Origin of the sequence: Pseudobacteroides sp. (assembly GCF_036567765.1) — a bacterium.
GTDB lineage: Bacteria > Bacillota > Clostridia > Acetivibrionales > DSM-2933 > Pseudobacteroides.
The window spans coordinates 125,963-146,807 of record NZ_DATCTU010000033.1 but is presented as its reverse complement, the minus strand read 5'-3'; the positions used below and the strand labels follow the sequence as shown (position 1 = coordinate 146,807).

Genomic DNA, 20,845 nt, shown 5'->3' with positions numbered 1-20,845 from the left:
GTTTTGCTCCTTTATTCAAGTATGTATGTAATTGTGGATGGAGTTGCTGACTTTGACCTGAACTTAACGGAATTCAATGCTCCAGTCCAGGCAGCACCATCGTTGGCAGATTTAGTTACCGTATATCTTACTACTCCCGTATTTGGGTTAAATTCAACTACCTTAACACCAGTATCCGCAATATCACCTGTTGCCAATTCCTTATCAAGTGTATCCGCACACAAATCAAGTACCTCAAGCTTAGCAGGATCATATATAAGTTTAAATGTGCAGATATCAACATCCTTAAGGTTTCCTGCTGAAAGTACAATATTAAATATCTTACCTACACTGTAGTTAACGGGTATTTGGTTTGTCTTCGATGCAGCCACCGTTGTAGTATAAATGCTGCTCCATGCACCTGTACCAGCAGTATTAGCAGCCCTTACCCTAACATTGTGGCTTACACCTGCTGCTAGACCTGCTTTTACATAGCTTGTTGAAGTTGTTGCGTTAGTATAAACCACACTATCGATTTCAACATCATAACTTTGTGCACCATCAAGCTCATCCCATGACACTTTTACATTGGTTCCATAAGATGCTGTTTTAACATTGGCTGGAACTCCAGGCACAGTATTAGCAGTTAATAGTGATACCGCAGGTGAATATTTGGTTTCAATATTTTCGCCATTTACTGCTTTAAAGAATACCTGATATGTGGTATTAGCTTTTAAACCTTTAATTTTTATTGACTTGGTTGAAATCAGATCAGCCTTTGTTGAAAGTGTACCGTCTGCAAGTAAGTATTTGTCTCCAACTTTAACCTTATATTTGGTATCGGCACCATTCGAATCTGTAATTGTTATATTTGCTGTAGTTGCTGTTTTAGTCCCTATGGTAGCAGATGGAACAGCAGCTTTAGTAAAAGCCTCTTTTGTTGAAATAGCTATGTTTCCGCTCATATCCTTAGTTTCAAACTTTACTGTGTATTTTTTACCGGGAAGTAGTCCAGTTGCTGTATAAGATGCAGACTTTGGTTTAAAACTAATAAGTCTTACTTCATTAGCTGTTTTGTCTCTATATATTAAAACTGGTTGAGTTTGCTTTGGATTATTTGAACAGAAGCTTGGGTTTTCACCATTAGCTGCTACAGTCTCAATATCACCCCAAATACCATCAAAGGTTTTCTTCTGGATCTCGTTGTTTCTTGCCCAAGCAAGATGGACCCTATTTTGTGAATCAGTGCATATTGAGAGATTGCTGCAGTTGTAGATATTTCCGGTTGTCAATTTGATTGGGGTGGACCAAGTGTTCCAGTTTCCTGTTTCTGATTTACTGTAGAATACATTATATGCTGTGTTATCCGTTGCATCTTTTGCAAGCCAAGCTACGTGATATATGCCATCATTATCTTGACATCCTACTGGCGAAATAATATCGAATCCATTGGAACCTGCAATATATACATCACCAAAATCATTTTTTAAGCGCAATGCGGAACTTGAATTACTATATCGGGCAAATAGAATTTCAGCGTTTCCAGTAATCTTTTTAAATATCGACACATCACTACTATCACTATAACCATATAAACTTAAAGAAGATTCCCAAATACTACCATTATTACTCTTGCTATAATACAATGCATTATTATTGCTTCTCTTCCATGCTGCATATATAACACCTGAATTATCCATTGCTAATGACAAACTTTTATTGTACACGCTATCCCCACTGATTATTTTTGCTGCATTCAAGCCTATATTTGCTTGGTTACTTATTGTACTATTAAATCTAATAAAATTAGTGTCAAATGTTGAATAGTAGCCGTTATAGTAAGACGTATTATAAATGCAATAAACTTCGTTACCTTTTGATGCTATAGCAAAATCTTTATCATTCCCAGGATCTACACAGCTAACAAAACCAATATTACTCCAACTCTTAACATTATTATCAGCTTTATAAAAATTTATTTTTGTACCATAGTTAATCCCAGCAACATATCCATTATCTACCTTGACTATTTTAGTGCTTCCTACACCAGTTTTAATAACTTTTGAAACATTAAGGTCATTATCTTGCTTAATCCATCCACTATCTGCAGTTCCAATACAAAATCTTATTGGATTTGTATTGAGTCCCCTTGAATCGATGCCAGTCCCTGTTGCTGTTATTGTATTAGTTGTTGATGTTGTTGTAATAGTACCTGCTGATGGCAACCGATCATATATGAAACTTCTTGTTAAAATTGTTGTAGATATTCCATTGCTTACCTCAAACTTTATAGAGTGGTTACCTTCAGTAAGATTTGTATTATCTATTGGGTTAAATATTACTTCCTTTGCCTTATAGCTACTGTTACAAGCTTTACTATCATAAGGAATCTGCGAGCTATCCAGATATGCCATTATACTAAGTTTCTCATTATCCCTGGAAGTCACATTAACTGACGGTGTAATAAATCCGTCTTCTCCCGTAACTACCTGGCTATTACCTGGTTTAGCATAAATTATTTTAGGTACAAACCTGCCCTTATAAATTTCCACAGGAAGATTTCTACTATTGGTGTCACCAAGCCCAAGGATACCAACTTCATTTTTTCCCCATGCTTTAACGCTTCCATCTTTTAAATATGCTAGAACTGATCCATTATTAGCGGTAATATCAACTACGTCTGAAATGGAAGATATATTTTGTGGAGTTAGAGCATCAGTATTATTACCTAGCCCAAGTGTACCATATGTGTTTGTTCCAGCTGTTTTTACTTTACCATCTTGATATATTGCAAAAGAAGCATAAGTATCAAATACAAATTTTGAAGCTCCTGTATAATCATTAACTTTGGTTGGAGTATTCTTATTTACTTTATCGCCCAGGCCAAGTTGCCCATTTGTATTTTGTCCACAGGCCCATACTTCCCCATTATTTAAAATAATAAAAGTCGAGCTTCCAGAGCTAAATACTTCTTTTACATTTGATTTTACTAATTGAAAACTACTAATTGATTCCGTGCTTCCAAGTCCCAACTGGCCATAAGAATTATCTCCACATGCATATAAATCTCCGTTACTGTTAATCTTGAATATTGCACTATAATATGTAAATAGTTTGCAATCAGTGAATCTTGCAGGTGTAGAATAAATGTGACTAGCAGATAATCTTCCATATACCCATGTTTCTCCATTAGAAGTAGTATATGATACATATGATGGTCCCGAAACTACTCTCTCTACACCACTAAGGTGTTTGCTTTTTATCGGTAGTTCAATATTGCTTATCCCGATATCACTGTTATTTCCCCAAACCATTACAGTACCATCGTTTAAGATAGCATACCTCACCTCACTATATATTACCATCTCCCTTACGTTTGTCAATCCTTCAATTTCCATTGGGATATCAGTAGAACTAACACCAGTACCAAGATATTTCCATCCCCAGGATTTAACTGTCCCATCATTTAACACTGCAAAAAGTGCTCTTCCGTCTGTTACAATTTGCTTAACATTACTCAATTCAGTCCAAACAGTTGGAGTTAACGAGCCATTAGTTCCTCCCCATTTTTTCACAGTTCCATCTGTCATTAGGCCATAGTAACCTGTTGTTGCAGTACCTACAATGCTCTTCAAATTGTAATACGCATTTACATTTGTGCTATACTGCACAGTCTCCTTGCCGTCCCATACCTCAACCTTAATCAAATGGTCACCATCAGTAAGACTACCCAATGCCAGATTGACATCCTGCTCCTGCCATGCATTACTCACAACCTTTGTATCCCTTGCAACTGATTCATCATCCACATACAGGCTGCATGTCAACACATCATTATCCACATCACTCACAGATATGACAACATTGTTGTCACCACTCTTCATCTTAAGAGTAGCCGGCATCATAGTATTGGCTTCAAATTCCGTTTTGCTGCCCTCATAAGGATATCTTTGAAGAAGCTCTTCCACGCTCAGTGTAGTATACTCATTTTGACTGATCTCCTTCAGCATGATACCATCAAAATAAGCTGTATGCTGCTGTCCTGTAATTCCCTTCGCAACAAGAGAAAGCACACCTATTGAAGATGTAGGCTTGAACACAAAACCTTTCCTTACAAAAGTTGATGAAGTACATGGGTTAGTAGTTCCACCACCAGTTGATAATCCATATGCATTCCCAATAAGCATTTCGAGATTACCTCCAGATGCACTTTTGCCATACCCCGAAAGCAAATAATACTTATTTGTATCAAGAGGCATAAGATACTTTTCCAGCCCTGTATCAGTTCCTGCATTGCTTACTATCTTAATTCCATTGTTTCCAACCGCCTTGTTGGCAGTATCCAAGGTAGCAGTTCCTGTTTTTGCATTCCATGCTCCCAGCTCTTCGCAATCTCCGTCACTTTCCAGAAGGTTTTTATAGGAGTATTTTGTCATAAGCTGTGTTTCATTCAGTTTATCGTATTCATCCTGTGTTATCTCAACAATAATCAGGTTGTCAATAAATCCATACTGAGCTGCAGTTCCTGTATTGAGCTTAAGTCCAACTCGATACTCTGCAGCCGCCCCCATATCTGAAGGCTTTATTTTTATTCCCCGTCTTACATAAGCTGTAGTGGCGTTAGTGGTAGCATTTTTCTCTGTTCCAAAATTGCAATAAAGGTTTACTGAGTTGGTGCTTCCACTCTTAGTATAAGCCGAAATGAAATAGCACTTGTTATTATCAAGTATGGATTTAACATTCCTATAGATATATCCAACACCGCTTGCTGTTATAGAACCTTTTATAGCATTACTGCCATACAGCTTCGCCGATGTATCAAGTGCAACTGTTGCGTTTCCTCCTGCCCAGCCGGTTGTACTTTCACAATTTCCATCTGTGCCAAGCACACTTGCTTTAACTCCTTCTTCAGTGTAGGATGAAGGATAATTTATTCCCATTACTGGAGAGGAGTTTGCTCTCATTCCATTTATACTTATTTCGGTAGGTACATTAACGTTTCCTACATCACCAATTTTTTTCCCCCAGTATTTCATCGTCCCATCATTAAGAACTGCAAATGCATAGGCTCCCCCAATGTTAATATATTTAACACCTTCCAATTCAGGAACTATCTGCGGATACACCTGATCCTTATTGTTTCCAAGCCCCAATTGGCCATTACCGTTGTATCCCCATGTCTTGACAGTACCATTATTCATAAGAGCAGCTGTAAAATCAACACCTGCAACTATTTTTCTAACTCCGGATATTTCTGATACAAGTTCTGGCTTATTTCTGTCTATGTTGTCTCCAAGACCTAATTGACCGAAAGCATTTTTCCCCCATGATTTGATTTTTCCATCTGCAGTATGTGCAAAAACATGAAAGGCCCCTGCTGCTATATACCACACATCCAGCAAATCTGGGATTGTCACTGGTGTTTTTCTGTCTTCAAAGTCTCCTAACCCAAGTCGACCTAACCCATTATATCCCCATGCCTTTACAGTTCCATCATTCATTACAGCATAAGAAGAATTATAACCTGCTGCAATTTGCTTAACTCCAGCAAGTCCTGGAATTGTAACTGGTGTAAACCTATCTACAATATCTCCAAGACCTAACTGACCAAAATTATTTTTCCCCCATACCTTTACAGTTCCATCCTCCATCAATGCAATAGAATGATATTGTCCTGCAGCAATTTGTTTTACTCCGCCTAACCCTGGGATATCTATTGGATTAGTCATATCATCAGTACTATTTATACCCAACTGACCATTGTCATTTTGTCCCCATGATTTTACTGTTCCATCATTTAGAATGGCAAGTCCATGATATTGACCCGATGCAACACTTCTTACATCAGTTAGTACTGGCATTGACACTGGTACCGGCTGATTAACCAAATTACCAAGCCCCAATTGGCCTTCTGTATTAATCCCCCATGCTTTTACCGATCCGTCTTCTCCTATCACAAAAGCCGTATTGGTTCCGAGTTCAATCGGATATGTAGGATATTTTGTCCCTCCAGAATATGGATACTTAACCAAAAGAGCTTCAGCAGTCTCACTTAAGTATTCCTCTTCTGTTATTTCATTTATCATTATTCCATCAAATAATCCATTCTGACTCACAGTCTGACTGTTCTGTACAACATTTATCCTAAGCTCTCTCTTTGTACTGCTGCTGCTTATTGCATCAGCATCAAACTTAACGCCTACACGCCTGAATGCTCCAAGCATCTGCGAAGGTGTCTCGCAAAGGGTAGTATAGGTTGACCCAACTACATCCATAATCTTCAGACTGAACGCATTGTCCACATTGTTGTTTCTCAAGTAAACAGACACAAGATAGTACTTTTCATCCTTACCCAAGGTACTTGATATATCTTTTGAAGCAAAGCCATCACCTGCTGTTGTTGTAAAGTTTATTGATGCTGTTCCGAATACTTTCTGGCTTTTATTTAATGATGTAATTCCATTACTTGCTGTCCACCCTGCTAAGCCATCACAATCACCTGCTGATCCAAGCAGGTTTACAATCTGCGGCACAGCTGATGGTGTCAACTCCTCTGCAAATGACTTGTCCTCAGGTATTGGTTTGACTCCTCCTGGCAATAGCTGCAGTATAAATAAAATTGCCAGCAGCAATGAACCTAATTTTCTCTTTTTTAACATGGTTACCTCCCTATAAATTTACAAAAAATATAAAACATAATTGAATATTGTACCATACGTCATAAATTATGTATATATCAATTTGCGTTTATAGGTGTGGGCATTATAATACATTTGTTTGATATATTACCAATTGATTAATTAGCAACATTACCAAAGACTATATCCTCAATATATACCCCCCCATTCGGATGCTCCTTCACTTTCATGACAACAGTCTCTATGCAGGGATTATCTATTGAAATTTCAATATTAGCAGGAGTATATTTGCCGTTAGTCACACCCGTGAATGTTTTAGTTTTTACCGCTACCAGTTGACCAAATGAGTCATAGGCTTCTATCATTACTGTAGCAGGAACGTTATTGATAATGTCATAATCAGATGGAACAGTTACCAGACATAGCTTTGCATAATTTACTGGCTGATTCAAAAATTTAATGTTAATTGCTTCATCATCACTAAGACCAATACTTTCTTCTGCATAATTAGGGGAAGCGTTACCGACAATAACACCTGTATTGGCTATAGGTCCGTGTATTCTTGTTGTAAAAACAAAACCAGCTGGGGTACCTGTTATATCAATCCCCTTTGATTGCAGCCATTTTCTGTGTTTATCCACACTCTCAGGTTCTTCACCGAAGCTTGTATTCCAAGTAAATTTATCAGTAACATTTGGATCATCCTCAAAATCAACCGTTATGAGATGCGGTTTTATAGCCGAAGTGGAAGCAGGGGTATTAGTAGGCGTATTTGTTGGTGTATCGGTGGGGGTATATGTGGGCATGTTTACTGGCGTGTTTGTGGGTGTACTTACTGGTATACTCGTAGGTGTATTTGTCGGTGTATTTGTAGGTACACTCGTTGTTGTACTTCTTGGTGTGCTTGTTGGTATGTTTGCAGGTGTACTTGTGGGCATACTCATAGATGTATTTGCAGGTGTACTTATCGATATCCTCGTAGGTGTATTTGTATATGCATTTGTATGTGTGTTTTCATGCATGCTTACCGGTCCATTTGTTGGAAAGCTGGCAGGTGTACTGGAAGGAACGTTTGTAGGCAAATTTATTGGAGTATTTGCAAAAGTAATAGTAGATATATTTGTCGGGGTATTTGAGGGCATCGTGTGAACAAGTGTGGCTCTGGGTGTTACGGTAGTCCGGTTCCCAGGAGTTTTAGGCAGGTACGTTGCCGGCTGCAAAGTTGGAACAGAAGGCTCTATCTCTTTAGTATCTTTTCCTGTATCAACGGATTTTGTTGTATGGGTGGGTCTTACTGTGCTTGAAGGTATAGGGCTTGTCAAAGCTGTCTTACCTATAGCCCTATCTGAATCTGATGGATTGATTTCAACCACGCTCAACTCCACCTTGTCTATTATATTCTCCAGGGATTCATTTCTAATAGAATCAACCGATACCTGTAATCCTGATTTTTTTGCTTCTTCATATATTTTATATCTTCCCATGGATATATTATTATCCATGGCAAGGGCTCTTGTTTCTGGCTGAACTTTTATAACTTGAGTATTGATGTTATCATTTTTTAATTCTTTTATATCACTGCAAATATTGACTACAATACTTTCAATTTCTTCTTCCCTTCCCATTTCCTCATCAACCTGTGCAGTTGAAATCAAAACCACATCTTTTTTGTTCAAGTCAAGAAAACCCAGTTCTTTTGTTCTTTTAAATATTTGAGGCAGAGCATCCTTGATTGGGAGCCCTTTTAAGTCCAATTTTTCTATAACAATTACGGCATCATCATTTAAAGGAGACACATCCTTAATGCAATAGCGTTTATCTATGGAAATTTCCAGGCTTGGGTTAATATCTACAGCGATGTAACCAAAAACATTATTTGATGAATTCATATAAAAAAACAATATAGATGCAAAGATAATTAAAACAGATGCGGCATAGCCGGCAAATTTAATATAGCCTGTGAAAGTCTCTCTTGTGTAGATGATATCCGATTTCTCAAACTCAACCTTTTGACCTTTACACATACCAGGCCTTCTTCTAAGGTTGTAGTATTTACAGTCCTTTGTTAAAACAATAACTTTTTTATCTTGAATTTTTAAAATCAATCCAATTTGTTTCAAATTCTTTCCTCCTTACTTTATTACAGCATGAATGAAAATTACTTACGCTTTTGAGCGGGCGGCCATGTTTACATATTCCATGATATGTTCCTTTATATCATCAAATCCTTCGTTTAAGATCAGGCAGACAGATATAATAAATTTTCTGTTTTTTTCTATGGCTTTATGGTTAACCTTTATCCTTTTTTGCAGTTCTGACATGGGTACTACTTTCTTTGTAACAAGCAATCTATATAACAAATCATCTTCTGCCAGCAGTTTTCCAATCCTGATTGCCTGATGCATGGAATCCCTATGCTTAGGCCTGCTTTCCACCAAATCCTCCAGGCTGATTCCGAATTCAGCGAGCCTACTTTCGAAAAGTTCATATTGATCTTTCATCTCTATCTGATGCAATAAACTGCTTTGGCTTATTGAAAGGTATTTGCTCTCAAAACTGGGTACGCAGTCTTCCAGGTGGGAAAAGGGGAGTGTCTTTAGCTCCTTCTTTTGCTTATTAAAAAAGGTATACAGCTTCCTTCTTATTACCTGATCGGAAAATTTAAAAAAGTTGGCGTTCAAATTCTCATTATAACAATCTATAGACTCATTAAATGCAGAAAGGCCTATGCTATACTCCTCGCTGTTTTCAACTTCTACAAACTTCCCGATTGTCGTAGATACTGATTTTATAATAAAAGCTCTATAATCATGGATAAACTTTTCCTTTAAAAGCTTATCACCGCTTTGAATTCTTCTTATAATGTCATTAACAGAGTCTCTGCTCTGTTGTCGGTTTTTTATAAATTGTATTTTTAGCAAATTATCACTTCCTTTGTAATAAAGCTTTATATATAAATTCTAATAAACTTGAGCTTTTATGGGTAGATGCTGGAAAAATAAATTTAAATTTATTTTTCCAGCATCTACCCATAAAACAATTTAATTTGTAGAACATTTATGATAACAAAGCAAAAATTGTATTTGGTTATGCTGACAGACCTGTAATCGCTTCTCATAAAATAAATAATGAGAAAGGAGGTAAACCCTTAGAATTTGAAGTGTTACAAAGCAAACAGCATACAAATACGATAAATTAATAATAATAGGGGTGATTAGTCATGAAAGGAATTAGAAGGTTTTCCAGATTAGGATGTTTCATTTTTGTTTTGATTTTTTTGGTTTCGGCAAGTGTTTGCAATGTTTTTGCCTCAGATATCGGAAGAAGTGCTGAAGCTAGCTATGTGGTAGATAAGGTCGGAGATACTTATACATATACCGTAACTGTTAAGAACACTAGTCTAAATCCAAATGACAGCATTTATGCTTTTATGCTGGGTAACTGGTATGATGAACCAATAGTATCGCTGCCTTTAGAGAGCCCAACAGCAACGGAATTCCCTGAAGGATGGAGTTCATCAATTTTAGGGGGAAGCAGTTATAATGGCTATTCCATCTCGTTCAGTTCAGATTGGGAAGGAAGTGCCGAAGCTTCCAACTATATAAGATCCGGAAACACAGCTATATTCAAATTCACTGCCTACAATGAACTAAATGAACTTAAAATAGGGGTTTGTTTCTATAATGACAGCGGAATATGGGGGGGAGAAGGCTTCAACGGCTATGCATATAAAAAATCTTCCTCAGATCCAAAGTTGATAACAGTAGATTTTGAAGATGATCCAAGTGTCGGCGAAAAGTTTAACTGGAACCCAGACTTTGGTGTAGAACCTGCTGATATAGCTTCTCATAAAGCATGGCTGCTTTCAAAGGGCATAGATATAACAGGGACTCCAGCCGGTTTTGTTTTCTCAACAAGGATATATGGTCCTGTAGGTAATACAGGTGTTGTTATTGGTAATGCTTCTCCGCATTTTGAAGAGGAAAGTACAGGATTAAGTGAAGACGAGACCCTCAGCATAAAATTTTTAAAGCAAACAGTAAGCTATGCAAAGCTTTCCCTGACATCCAGTCCGTCCGACTATGAGAAGATTAATAATGTTCCCGCTGAAGTTATAATTGAAGCTTATGACTCAAACGGTGAATTGGTGTCCACTAGCACCAAAACATTCACAGGAGTAACAAACGGTAAGTACACTCCCGACTTCATAGAAATCTCAGCAGCTACTCCCTGCATTAATACTGTTGTTTTAAAAGTTAACGGGCATCCTTATGGAGGGATATATATTGAAGATATAACCTTCGGTTCTACACTAAACCAATCCCCTGATTTACTTATAAAGGACTTGATAGACTCTGTTAAAAAATTGGGTACTAGCCATTTTAATACCAACTACTTAACCGTAAAACTTTATAATGCAAAATATTTTATCGAAGAGGGTAAAACCGATAAAGCCTATTCCGAACTTAAATCCTTTATAAAAAAGGTGGAGTCTACATCAAAACGCCATCTATTTGATGAAACAAAAACTGAACTTATAAGCAAAGCCCAATCTATAATTGATGTATTGAAATAAAAATTTACTAAGTCGACCTATAGATAACGAATTATAAGTTCAACATTAATAAAATAAGGCTAGAACACCTAAATCATAAGTGTTTTAGCCTTTGTCTTTGCTTTACAATTATTCCTTTCCCACCTGCTGAATCCTAACAAGCTTCCACTGCTGATGCATACCTTCGTTGTCATCCCACTGGATAACCTTTCCTCCGTTTGCTTTGGAGCCGCCGCTAACCTCAAGGTACTTTCCGCTGTTTCGGTTTACCAGTTTAAAGTATTCACCTTCCACATTTATATATTCCCATTGTTGATTGTGGCTGTTTATATCCTTCCACTGTATAATGCTTGCCCCATTTGAACCAGACTTGCCTGAAACCTCAAGAATCAAACCGCTTTTTCGATTAACCAGCTCATAATAGCCGTCCCTTGTTTTTTCAAATCTCCACTGCTGGTTATAACTGTTTTTATCAGTCCATTGTATGATATTGGCCCCATTTGAACCAGATCCACCTTTTACATCCAACAGTTTACCGCTTTTTCGGTTAACAATTTTGTAGTATGTATACAACACACCTTTTCCCTTAAGGTTCGTCATATAATGATAAACCTTTTTTACCTCCTGTGAGGCACTTGGATTTGATATTCCCTTAGCTGTAATATTTAATGCAGGTGCAGCCACCGTACTCCCCATAGTATTGGCAACCACCCAGATCACAAAGATCACAGACATACTCTTTGGCCACTTCAATATATACATATGACTCCCCCCAATATCAATATACATTTATAATATCGGATAATATAATTGAAGGGTTGAGTAATAACTGCCGTTTTCAATTATTCAAACTTTACAGAATCCAACATGCCTTTGATTATCTTATCATTTTCATTATTAGTTGATGTTGTAATAAAGACAAGTGCATAACCCTTTAAGACACATGCATAATATTTTTGAGTAAGCTTTATGTCCGGCGATTCAATAACTGTCTCCAAAACCGAAAATACCTTCCCGCCAATTTTTTCTTCATACACATCCTTATCAAGCTTATATGGCATTTGGCCATTTAATTCCTTTAATCCTTTTTTTACATATTCAAGGTATTGGCTTCCCTTGTTTACTCCCTGCAGAAGACTAAGTTTCTCAGCCATTATCATAAGATTGCCGTTGTCATATGATTGATTTGTCATACCAATCTTTGAAACCATGAGCAAATAAACTGACTTTAAGTCCGCTAAATCCAACTGAGTTTGCTTGGATTTGTCATCACCTGCAATTGCTTCTTTACCTGCATTTAATACTTTTTGTTTCTCTTCATCGCTGGAAACTTTCCAATCTTTAGGAAGCTTCATTGACAAACCGAAAAATTCGTTCTTATATGTGTCACCTTCATTTTTACCTAAATCCAACTTTTTACCGGTGCTGTCATCAGCCTTTTCACTTGGCTTTGCACTTGGTTCATTGCTTGAAGACTCCTCCGGCTTTTCACTTGGTGTCTCATCGTTTTTGCTGTCAGTGTTTTCACCTGTTTTATCGCTGCTGATAATCTCGCCCTTACCTACTTCTTCCTTGTCTATGGCACCGCATCCAATAGAAGACAATGCAAGGCATGCTGCTAATAAAATAACACCTGCAATTCTAAATTTTTTCATTTTGCTCCCCCTCAATAATATTAAAAGTGTTAATGACCTTATATCAATCACTTTCAATTTGTGATACTAAAAGTAGTTTCATTAATACTAAAATACTAATGACTATTTAACTATAAATGAATCTTAAACCCTTGTCAAATTAAACATCTCCCATTTTATTTCTTGCCCCTCAGCCGAGGTATATATTATAATAATGTATTGCCATAATAAACCTTATAACCGGAGGTTATATGAAAGTCTTTGATGTAATACCAGGCCAGTTTTTCAGGATACTGACCGGAAAAAACCGCAATGTTTATGTAGAAATACTTCTGTCGCTGCGAAAAGCCTTCAAGAATGAACTTTATATAGAAAAAGACAATCTTGTAAATATGTTTGCCGAGTGCCTTGAGGATCTTATGATACCCGTCGATATAGAAGCAGAGCTGGAAGAAGCTGAATCGGATATGTCAGACATGAATATTGGGGAGCCTCAGTCCATTACATGGTCAGCAATGGCTCATCTCATATTACGTAGGCTGCGGGATACACATTGGATTGAAGTTGAATACAAGCAGCGTTCCTATGATGAGATTGTTACAATACCTCCATATTCGGTAAGCATGATTGAATTTTTGCATTCAATTACACAGGAGAACACACAAGCTTACAAATCCTACGCTTTTAACACCTATTCCTCATTGAAGACAGTTTTAAGCGATGATTCGGAGGATTATTTGTATACAGCACTGGAATCTGCCTATATGAACTGCAATTTGCTTCTGGATTCCCTCAAGATACTGCTTAATAACATACGAAGATTTCATCAGATCCTAAATAACTCCATAGCAGCCAATGATATTTTGAAGGATCACTTTGAAGGGTACCAGATATTAGTTAATGAAAGAATATTTCATCCCTTGGTAACCAAAGATTCGGTCCTGCGTTTCAAAATACCCATAATGACCATGATTGATAAAATCCGATCCAACGAAGAACTTAGAAAACGCATAGTATCATTGGGATTGAGAGAAAGACAGTATAATGATCCTGAAAGTGGTATGGAAGAACTAGCCCAAAAACTATATGAAATCTATGACACATTTGAAGGAATCGACAGGCTCATGCAGGAGATTCAATCTAAAAACACAGCCTATACAAAGGCTTCAATAGACAAAATGATTTACCTTTTGAATTATGACCAGAGCGTGAAAACCAAGCTTGCAGACATATTAATGAAGTATTACGATCTGGATGAAGATAAAAAAGAGGTTGTCTCATCGGCTGTAAATCTGTTTAGGCAATGCTGTATTGATGAAAGATCTTTATACTGCCGCTCTAGCAGAAAGATACGGTCAATTGAGCCACCTGAGAAAATTAAAATTGCCAAAACTGAGTACCCTGAAAAGGATCTGGATGATTTTCTTAAGAGTGTTCAGAGTCTTTACAGTCATAAGCAGATTGAGGATTATATGAAAAGGGAGTTTGGTGACCGTATGGTTGTGCACAGCCATGAGCTCAGTATAACAGATGACAAGAGCTTTGTGCTTATGCTTTTGGCCTCAATGAAGTCCGGAGAAAAAAGAACATTTTATGATGTGGAATTTCTGGAAGGATATGTTGAAAAAGAAGGCTACCAATACCCTAAAATGAGATTTATCAGGAAAGTAGAGGATACAAATGACAAACCTTTGGATTGAAGAATTCGAAAAGTTAAGCATTTCTGAGCAAAACATGTTCAGGAAATGCATAAACAGCCTTTTAGCAAAGACTTTTGCCGTATGTGATACCTATGATGAAGCTACAGGCATGATGAAATCCAATCCGGAATACCGCTTCATTGACCGAAACTTCGACATTATAAATACATACTTGTCCTATGCAGGCTGGAACCTTTTAAAGGACAGAAACTTAGGAGTAATACATATAGAAAGTGAATACGAGTACAATAGGCTTCATCTTAACAGCATTACGACCCTGTTTATATATACATTGCGGCTTTTGTACGATGAAGAACGAGAGAATCTAACATTACGATCAACCATACCGGTCACTACCTATGATGTTGTTTCACGTTTAATGACCTTTAATACATTAAAAAGAAAGCCTTCGGACAAGGACCTTTCCGACACCTTCAAGCTTTTGTCCAGGTTTAATATAATACAGAAACTGAGCGGTGACTGGACAGAGCCTGACTGCAAGCTAATTATATTTCCGTCAATACTAATGGTTCTTCCCAACGACTCTATAGGAAGGATATTTGCAAGCCTCCAAGAGAATTTTGATGCAGGCGACCAACCCAATACAAGTGCCCAAGATGAGTTTGATGAGCTTGAGCCTGATGTTATAAGAGGGGAGGAAGATCAATGAAAAAATTGACCCGCCTTTTACTGGTTAACTGGCACTACTATTCTGTAGAAGTTATAGACTTTGATGATATAAACTTCCTCACCGGAAAAACCGGTGCCGGGAAAACAACAATAATTGATGCAATGCAGCTGGTTCTTCTTGGTGATACAAACGGACAGCACTTTTTTAACAAAGCAGCCAATGACCGCTCCCGAAGAACACTAAAAGGCTATCTCCGCGGAGAATACGGCGATGACGGCCAAACAGGCTTTCTATCACTAAGAGAGGGCCCCTTTTCAAGCTATGTTGCATGTGAGTTTTTTGACACAGAGAAGAATCGTTATCTTACTTTAGGGGCTGTATTTGATTGCAATTACTCGCTGCAAGATGAAAACACTTATTTTATCCTGAAAGAGCCTATTCCTGATAACAAATTTATAATTGATGATACTCCTCTTTCCATTAAGGATCTGAAAGTTTATCTCCGAAAGACATTCGACAAAAACCTTTTTGAATTCAGTGAAAGCGGAAGAACCTATCAGTCAAAGATAAAGAGTCTTTTTGGGGGGCTTCGGGATAATTACTTCAGTCTTCTGAAAAAAGCTGTATCCTTTTCTCCCATTGTGGACATCGAGGAGTTTATCACCAGCAATATCTGTGACGCAAAAAACAATGTGGATATAACAGCCATGCAAGAGAACTTAAGGCATTACAGAAAACTTGAGCAGGAAGCGACCCTGATGAAATCCAGAATAGATGACCTGGAAAAAATAAGCCATACCTACAGGACACTGGAGGATGAGAAGCAAAAGCTGGCAGTCTATCAATTCCTCATTGACCGGTCAGAGCTGGAAAAAAATCTTCAGGAAATAGAAAAGCTAAAGCAAAGTATTGAAGGCACCGAAAATGAATATGCCAAAACCGCAGCAATCCAAGTACAGCTTGCAGCGGATATCATGGAAAAATCCACGGCCCGAGACGTTCTTATAGAGCAGCGTGGAAAGGATAACATTTACCAGAACCAGCAGTCCTTGGAAAACCACAAGAAAACAATAGAAGAAAAAATACGGTCTTTGGAAGGCACCATAAATGAGCTGGTAAACCGGTTTCATATATACGGCCTTAACTGGAGTGCTGCCGCAGAAGACACCGAGAATCTTTTACAGCAAGTCGGAAGACTGACCAGCAAAGATATGATCAACGATGAATTAGATCAGCTTTATACAAACCTTTCAGGCCTTAGGCATGAGATAGGAATACTACTGGATATACGAGAGGACAACCTTTCAAGCCTGAGCAGTGATCAATACCATAAACTTATGGAATCAGGGAACTCATTTAAAACATCACTTTCCAATCTGGGCCATATGCTTGGCAAGCTATTGGATTCAAAATCCCTTGCCCTAATGGAATGTGAAGAAAAGATAAGTGCCCTCAAAAGGAATATCAAGCCATATGACCGTTCAGTACAGGTTTTGAAGGAGGAAATTCAGCTTCGGCTTTCACTTAAATACAAGCACGATGTTGCCGTCAATATACTGGCAGACCTCCTTGAAATCCCCGATACAAGATGGGTTAATACAATCGAAGGATATATGAACAGACAAAAGCAGTACATATTAGTAGCACCTCAATATTATACAGATGCCTTAAAGCTTTATGAGCAAATTAAGTTTGAAATGGGCATTTATGATATTGGACTTATTGACGGAGAAAAGGTACTTTCATCAAACCCTGTTTACCTAAAAGGCAGCCTTGCAGAGGAAATTGTCACAGATGACCCCTACGCTCGTGCATATGTGAACTTTTTGTTAGGAAGGGTTATAAAATGTGACAGGGTTGAAGACCTGAGAAAGAATGATCGATCTGTGACCGATACTGGAATGCTCTATCAGGGATTCGTTGCTAGTCAGATTAACCCTTCCCTATGGCAAAAACCCCTTATAGGTAAAAAGTCTATCCAGGAGCAGATTGCAAGGCTGGAAATGGAAAGGACTGAGCTGGAAGAAGATTATAGGCTAGTTAAGTCTTCCCATGAAATGTTTAAAGGTATACGGCATATTGATACAATGAACCAGAATGAAGCACAAGATAATGAGAGGAAGCTTCAGGAGTCAATGGCAATACCCCATCTTCAATCAAGAAGGCAGGAGGTACTAGACAAGCTTTCACAGCTTGATCTGGCGTGGATTCATGACATAACTGAAAAAATCAATTCGCTTGGAACAGAAATTGAGGAACATAAAACCCTTGAGAGGGAATGCATCTCAAAATGTGGAGTTCTTAAGGAACGTATAGATAATATGCGTGACTTGCAGCTTCCTAATGAGCTCTTACAAGTTGAGATGAAAAACCGGTATATAACAACCTCCTATATGAAGGAATGGATATTCTCTGTCGGTGAGCCCAGGTTTAAGGAAGAACTGGCCAATAAAAAGAGTCCTAATGCAATAATTGCAGACTATAGGTCCCAGGTAGGTATACGCAGAAATCAATTGGAAAAGCATCGAGAGCTGCTCAACAACCTCCGTTCTGAGTACAATCGCCAGTACGGTTACAGCTATGACATCAGTGCACATGATAATCAAAAATATGATAAAACCCTGGCAGAGCTTAGAGAAGAAAAACTGCCCGAGTATCTGGAAAAAATTACAGCTGCCAAATCAATGGCCTATGAGCAGTTTGTAAGCCACTTTTTGGCAGAGCTTAAGGCCAATATAGATGACGTTACCGAGAGGATTAAAGAGCTTAATAATGCATTGAAAAAGCACAGGTGGGGAGCAGAGCAATTCAGTTTCTCTGTTATTCCCAACCCTGATTATAAGCCTTTTTATGATATGATAACTGACCCAATGCTCATGAGCGGATATAATATCGCATCCCATGTATTTATTGAAAAGCATGGGCCTGTAATTGATGAGCTGTTCTCAAAAATAATGGATTACGGAACCGGAATGGATGCAGATTCCAGGCTTGAAATGGAAAAGAACATCAAGCTCTTCACCGATTATAAGACCTATTTAAGGTTTGATATGTATTCCTATGATCAGGAAAATAACAGGCAGAGGCTCTCTAAAACATTGCTCAAAAAGTCCGGAGGAGAAACCCAGACTCCATTTTATATAGCAATGCTGGCTTCCTTCGCACAGCTTTACCATGTTAATGACCGGAACTGGAACTGCATAAGGCTCATAATATTTGATGAGGCCTTCAGCAAAATGGATGGGGAAAGAATAAGAGAAAGCATACTACTCCTACGCAGCATCGGTTTTCAGTGCATATTGTCTGCACCTCCGGAAAAGATAGGTGACATTGCACCTTTGGTGGACAGGAATATTGTTGCTATCAAAAAGGGCCGGCAATCCTTTACAAGGTTTTTTGCAGGAAGCAGGATGGCTCAGGAATTTGAAATGACTGAGGGGGAATAGAAAATGGACTATAGAAAATATATCCTGGAAAAATTATTGTACCGTTATAATAAAAGTGCCCACTCTATAGGTAATGCTAGTAACCACAGGGTCAGGATAAAACTTGGCCCAAAATCCAAAGATATGAAAGAATACGATATCGAAGACTTTGAAAAAAAGGATTTGATTCATTCTGCTATTTATGATCTTAAAGAAATGAAGTTAATAGAGTATGATTGGGAACCATTCGATAAAAAGAACGTAATGTCGTCTGTATGGCTCAATCTGGAAAATATTGATTTAGCCTATGCGATAACAGGTAAAGAGTCAAAGTTACAATCTCTTAGGTGCTTTTGCGAGAATATAGAATCTTTAATAAATGATCTTTCTAAAATTAACAATGGGACTCATGAAAAATCAAATACAAGCTGGATTGTTACAGCTTTAGAGGATATTCTTTCAAAAATTGAAAAGAACAAAAAAATTGACCCAATCATCCCTAAAACCTACGATGGCTTAAAGGAATTTTCTACGGCTCTCAAAGAAATATGTTGGAGCTCTGATAAAGAAGTATTGGAAAGGGTTTTCAGCCTCCGCTGTTATGGTGATACTAAGCACTTTGAAAACAACATACGCAGCACCTTAATTAAATTCATAAAAAAATATAGCACCTATTATATTACGGAAGATGAAGGCATGGCAGAGGAAGACATTCTACTTAGTGTAGGAATTTTAAGAAACCCTGAAATATTTGAATTTTGCGGCCCAATTATATTACTCTTCAATGATAACTATGTGGATTTTAATCTATTTACTCAGGGAGCTGCAATAAATTCAGATACTTTAGAAATTATAACTAATTTCAATATGCAAAATATTACCAAGGTTTTATTCATTGAAAACCGATCTAATTTCTCGCATTATATCAAGAATGAAATAACTAGAAATGAGCTAGTTATATATCATGGTGGCTTTTACAGTTCTTCCCGGGGCCGTTTTTTTAAATTCATTTATCAAAATGCTGCAAAAGGGACTAAGTTCTACCATTGGGGGGACATCGACCTTGGTGGTCTGTCTATATTTATGAGATTAAAAGAAAATATTATACCTGAACTTTTACCCTACTTAATGGACACTAATACTCTTGAATCCATGAAACAATACGGTAAGAATTATAGTCCTTCTTACAGAAACAAGTTGGAGCAAGCTTTAAATAATACGAAATTTTCTGAATTTTATAGCACTTTGCAATATATGTTGGATAAAGGTATTCGTTTGGAACAAGAAGCCTTTTTGCTATTAAGATGAGCTTTATTTTATAAAACTAGTAATCTTCCTTAACACTCATTAGATAAGGAACTCTAAACTCATCAAAGGCTTTAGAGTTCCCTTTTTATTTAGATTATTTAAAATCCATCTCTTACTTTCCGCCTTCTCCTATATTCATCTGTTTACTGAAATATGTCTTCCTGATATCTCCGGCTTTTTCACAAAAGGCTTCAAGTCCGATTCTCTTAATGGTGCACAGGTTGTAGAGCTTGAAGTTATGGGGATACTTGGAAGCCCCATCCGCTATGGGCATAAGGTACTCACACGGAAACTCATTGCATTGAAAGCAGTAATCCACGCCCTTGGACTTAACGCACTCCAAGGTGGAGCACTTTTGATTCCTGATGCTTAGAAACAAACATATATTTCCATCCTTGCAGCCCTTACAGACAATCTTATCCTTTGGTATTCCTGTAGCCAAAGAAAGCCGTTCCTGAAATTCCTGTGTTACATTTTTCTCGTACATTTCACAGTTAAAACAATCAATGCCGCATGGGGCAACAATCTTTTCACACATAATCATGACCTCCAATGTTTTTGGCTTAACACTTTATATGTTAATGGCTCTTTTGGTTTACTCACTTCTTAGACACTTTTCTCTCATTTCATCTACGATTAGTTCGTCATCAAAAGACGGCAGAGTCTTTAGTCTCTCAAAGAAAACCTCTTCTGTTATCCCTTCACGATTGGTAATACATGTTATTGGAAGTGCATTTATTCTTGAAAAAAATTGATTTGATTCATTTATAATAATTCTGTATATCCAAGTTGAAAGCTTAGAGCCGCCGCGGAATTTATCAATATTCTTAAAAGCCTTCATAAAGGAATTTTGCAGTATGTCCTGGGTATCATGATGATTTCCTGTCATCCTGAATGCGATGGAGTAAAATCTCTCATAGTCAGATTCAAGTAAAGTCTCAAGCTTTCCAGTCATATTTTCCCCCTCAGTAATCC

The 20,845-nt window shown here is 37.6% G+C and carries 12 protein-coding genes; 5 read left to right on the top strand and 7 right to left on the bottom strand.

The window, feature by feature from the left end:
• Positions 1-11 precede the first annotated feature (11 nt).
• From VIO64_RS06165 to VIO64_RS06155, 3 genes are all read right to left on the bottom strand, one after another.
• Entirely contained in the window at positions 12-6,638 is a 6,627-nt protein-coding gene (locus VIO64_RS06165) for a hypothetical protein (protein ID WP_331916231.1), read from the bottom strand.
• Between the two features lie 137 nt (positions 6,639-6,775).
• Entirely contained in the window at positions 6,776-8,737 is a 1,962-nt protein-coding gene (locus VIO64_RS06160) for an anti-sigma factor domain-containing protein (RefSeq protein ID WP_331916229.1), read from the bottom strand.
• Between the two features lie 42 nt (positions 8,738-8,779).
• Positions 8,780-9,538 (bottom strand): RNA polymerase subunit sigma, encoded by a 759-nt coding sequence (locus VIO64_RS06155; protein WP_331916227.1) that lies wholly within the window; start codon positions 9,536-9,538, stop codon positions 8,780-8,782.
• A 299-nt stretch (positions 9,539-9,837) separates the two neighbouring features.
• On the opposite strand from VIO64_RS06155, the gene VIO64_RS06150 reads away from it, so the two are divergent.
• Positions 9,838-11,193 (top strand): FIMAH domain-containing protein, encoded by a 1,356-nt coding sequence (locus VIO64_RS06150; RefSeq protein WP_331916225.1) that lies wholly within the window; start codon positions 9,838-9,840, stop codon positions 11,191-11,193.
• Positions 11,194-11,301: 108 nt separating this feature from the next.
• Here the strand turns inward: VIO64_RS06150 and VIO64_RS06145 are convergent, their stop codons facing one another.
• Together VIO64_RS06145 and VIO64_RS06140 are read right to left on the bottom strand one after the other, a co-directional pair.
• Positions 11,302-11,934, bottom strand: a complete 633-nt coding sequence (locus tag VIO64_RS06145) for an RICIN domain-containing protein (protein ID WP_331916223.1) — start codon at positions 11,932-11,934, stop codon at positions 11,302-11,304.
• Positions 11,935-12,014: 80 nt separating this feature from the next.
• The gene (locus VIO64_RS06140; RefSeq protein ID WP_331916221.1) at positions 12,015-12,827 is read right to left on the bottom strand and encodes a hypothetical protein; all 813 of its coding nucleotides are present in this window, start codon (positions 12,825-12,827) and stop codon (positions 12,015-12,017) included.
• Positions 12,828-13,057: 230 nt separating this feature from the next.
• Between VIO64_RS06140 and VIO64_RS06135 the strand changes: the two genes are divergently transcribed.
• The 4 genes from VIO64_RS06135 to VIO64_RS06120 are packed head-to-tail and all read left to right on the top strand — an operon-like array spanning position 13,058 to position 19,870.
• On the top strand, positions 13,058-14,506 hold the full coding sequence (locus VIO64_RS06135) for a Wadjet anti-phage system protein JetA family protein (RefSeq protein WP_331916219.1): 1,449 nt from the start codon (positions 13,058-13,060) through the stop codon (positions 14,504-14,506).
• Positions 14,487-15,176 (top strand): DUF4194 domain-containing protein, encoded by a 690-nt coding sequence (locus tag VIO64_RS06130; RefSeq protein ID WP_331916217.1) that lies wholly within the window; start codon positions 14,487-14,489, stop codon positions 15,174-15,176. The genes VIO64_RS06135 and VIO64_RS06130 overlap by 20 nt, the downstream gene beginning before the upstream one ends.
• Positions 15,173-18,583 carry an ATP-binding protein gene (locus VIO64_RS06125; RefSeq protein ID WP_331916215.1) on the top strand — a complete coding sequence of 1,137 codons (3,411 nt, stop codon included), beginning with the start codon at positions 15,173-15,175 and terminating at the stop codon, positions 18,581-18,583. Before VIO64_RS06130 ends, VIO64_RS06125 begins: the two co-directional genes overlap by 4 nt.
• A gap of 3 nt (positions 18,584-18,586) precedes the next feature.
• The gene (locus VIO64_RS06120; protein ID WP_331916213.1) at positions 18,587-19,870 is read left to right on the top strand and encodes a Wadjet anti-phage system protein JetD domain-containing protein; all 1,284 of its coding nucleotides are present in this window, start codon (positions 18,587-18,589) and stop codon (positions 19,868-19,870) included.
• Between the two features lie 112 nt (positions 19,871-19,982).
• Here VIO64_RS06120 and VIO64_RS06115 read toward each other — a convergent pair whose 3' ends face one another.
• Positions 19,983-20,408, bottom strand: coding sequence for a DUF3795 domain-containing protein (locus tag VIO64_RS06115; protein WP_331916211.1), 426 nt, complete (start codon positions 20,406-20,408; stop codon positions 19,983-19,985).
• 57 nt (positions 20,409-20,465) lie between these two features.
• On the bottom strand, positions 20,466-20,825 hold the full coding sequence (locus VIO64_RS06110; RefSeq protein WP_331916209.1) for an RNA polymerase sigma factor: 360 nt from the start codon (positions 20,823-20,825) through the stop codon (positions 20,466-20,468).
• Positions 20,826-20,845 lie beyond the last annotated feature (20 nt).

Bases quoted from the DNA above. Each gene is read 5' to 3' on its own strand.
- VIO64_RS06165 (WP_331916231.1), bottom strand. From the start codon at position 6,638: ATGTTAAAAAAGAGAAAATTAGGTTCATTGCTGCTGGCAATTTTATTT.
- VIO64_RS06150 (WP_331916225.1), top strand. From the start codon at position 9,838: ATGAAAGGAATTAGAAGGTTTTCCAGATTAGGATGTTTCATTTTTGTT.
- VIO64_RS06145 (WP_331916223.1), bottom strand. From the start codon at position 11,934: ATGTATATATTGAAGTGGCCAAAGAGTATGTCTGTGATCTTTGTGATC.
- VIO64_RS06140 (WP_331916221.1), bottom strand. From the start codon at position 12,827: ATGAAAAAATTTAGAATTGCAGGTGTTATTTTATTAGCAGCATGCCTT.
- VIO64_RS06135 (WP_331916219.1), top strand. From the start codon at position 13,058: ATGAAAGTCTTTGATGTAATACCAGGCCAGTTTTTCAGGATACTGACC.
- VIO64_RS06130 (WP_331916217.1), top strand. From the start codon at position 14,487: ATGACAAACCTTTGGATTGAAGAATTCGAAAAGTTAAGCATTTCTGAG.
- VIO64_RS06125 (WP_331916215.1), top strand. From the start codon at position 15,173: ATGAAAAAATTGACCCGCCTTTTACTGGTTAACTGGCACTACTATTCT.
- VIO64_RS06120 (WP_331916213.1), top strand. From the start codon at position 18,587: ATGGACTATAGAAAATATATCCTGGAAAAATTATTGTACCGTTATAAT.
- VIO64_RS06115 (WP_331916211.1), bottom strand. From the start codon at position 20,408: ATGTGTGAAAAGATTGTTGCCCCATGCGGCATTGATTGTTTTAACTGT.
- VIO64_RS06110 (WP_331916209.1), bottom strand. From the start codon at position 20,825: ATGACTGGAAAGCTTGAGACTTTACTTGAATCTGACTATGAGAGATTT.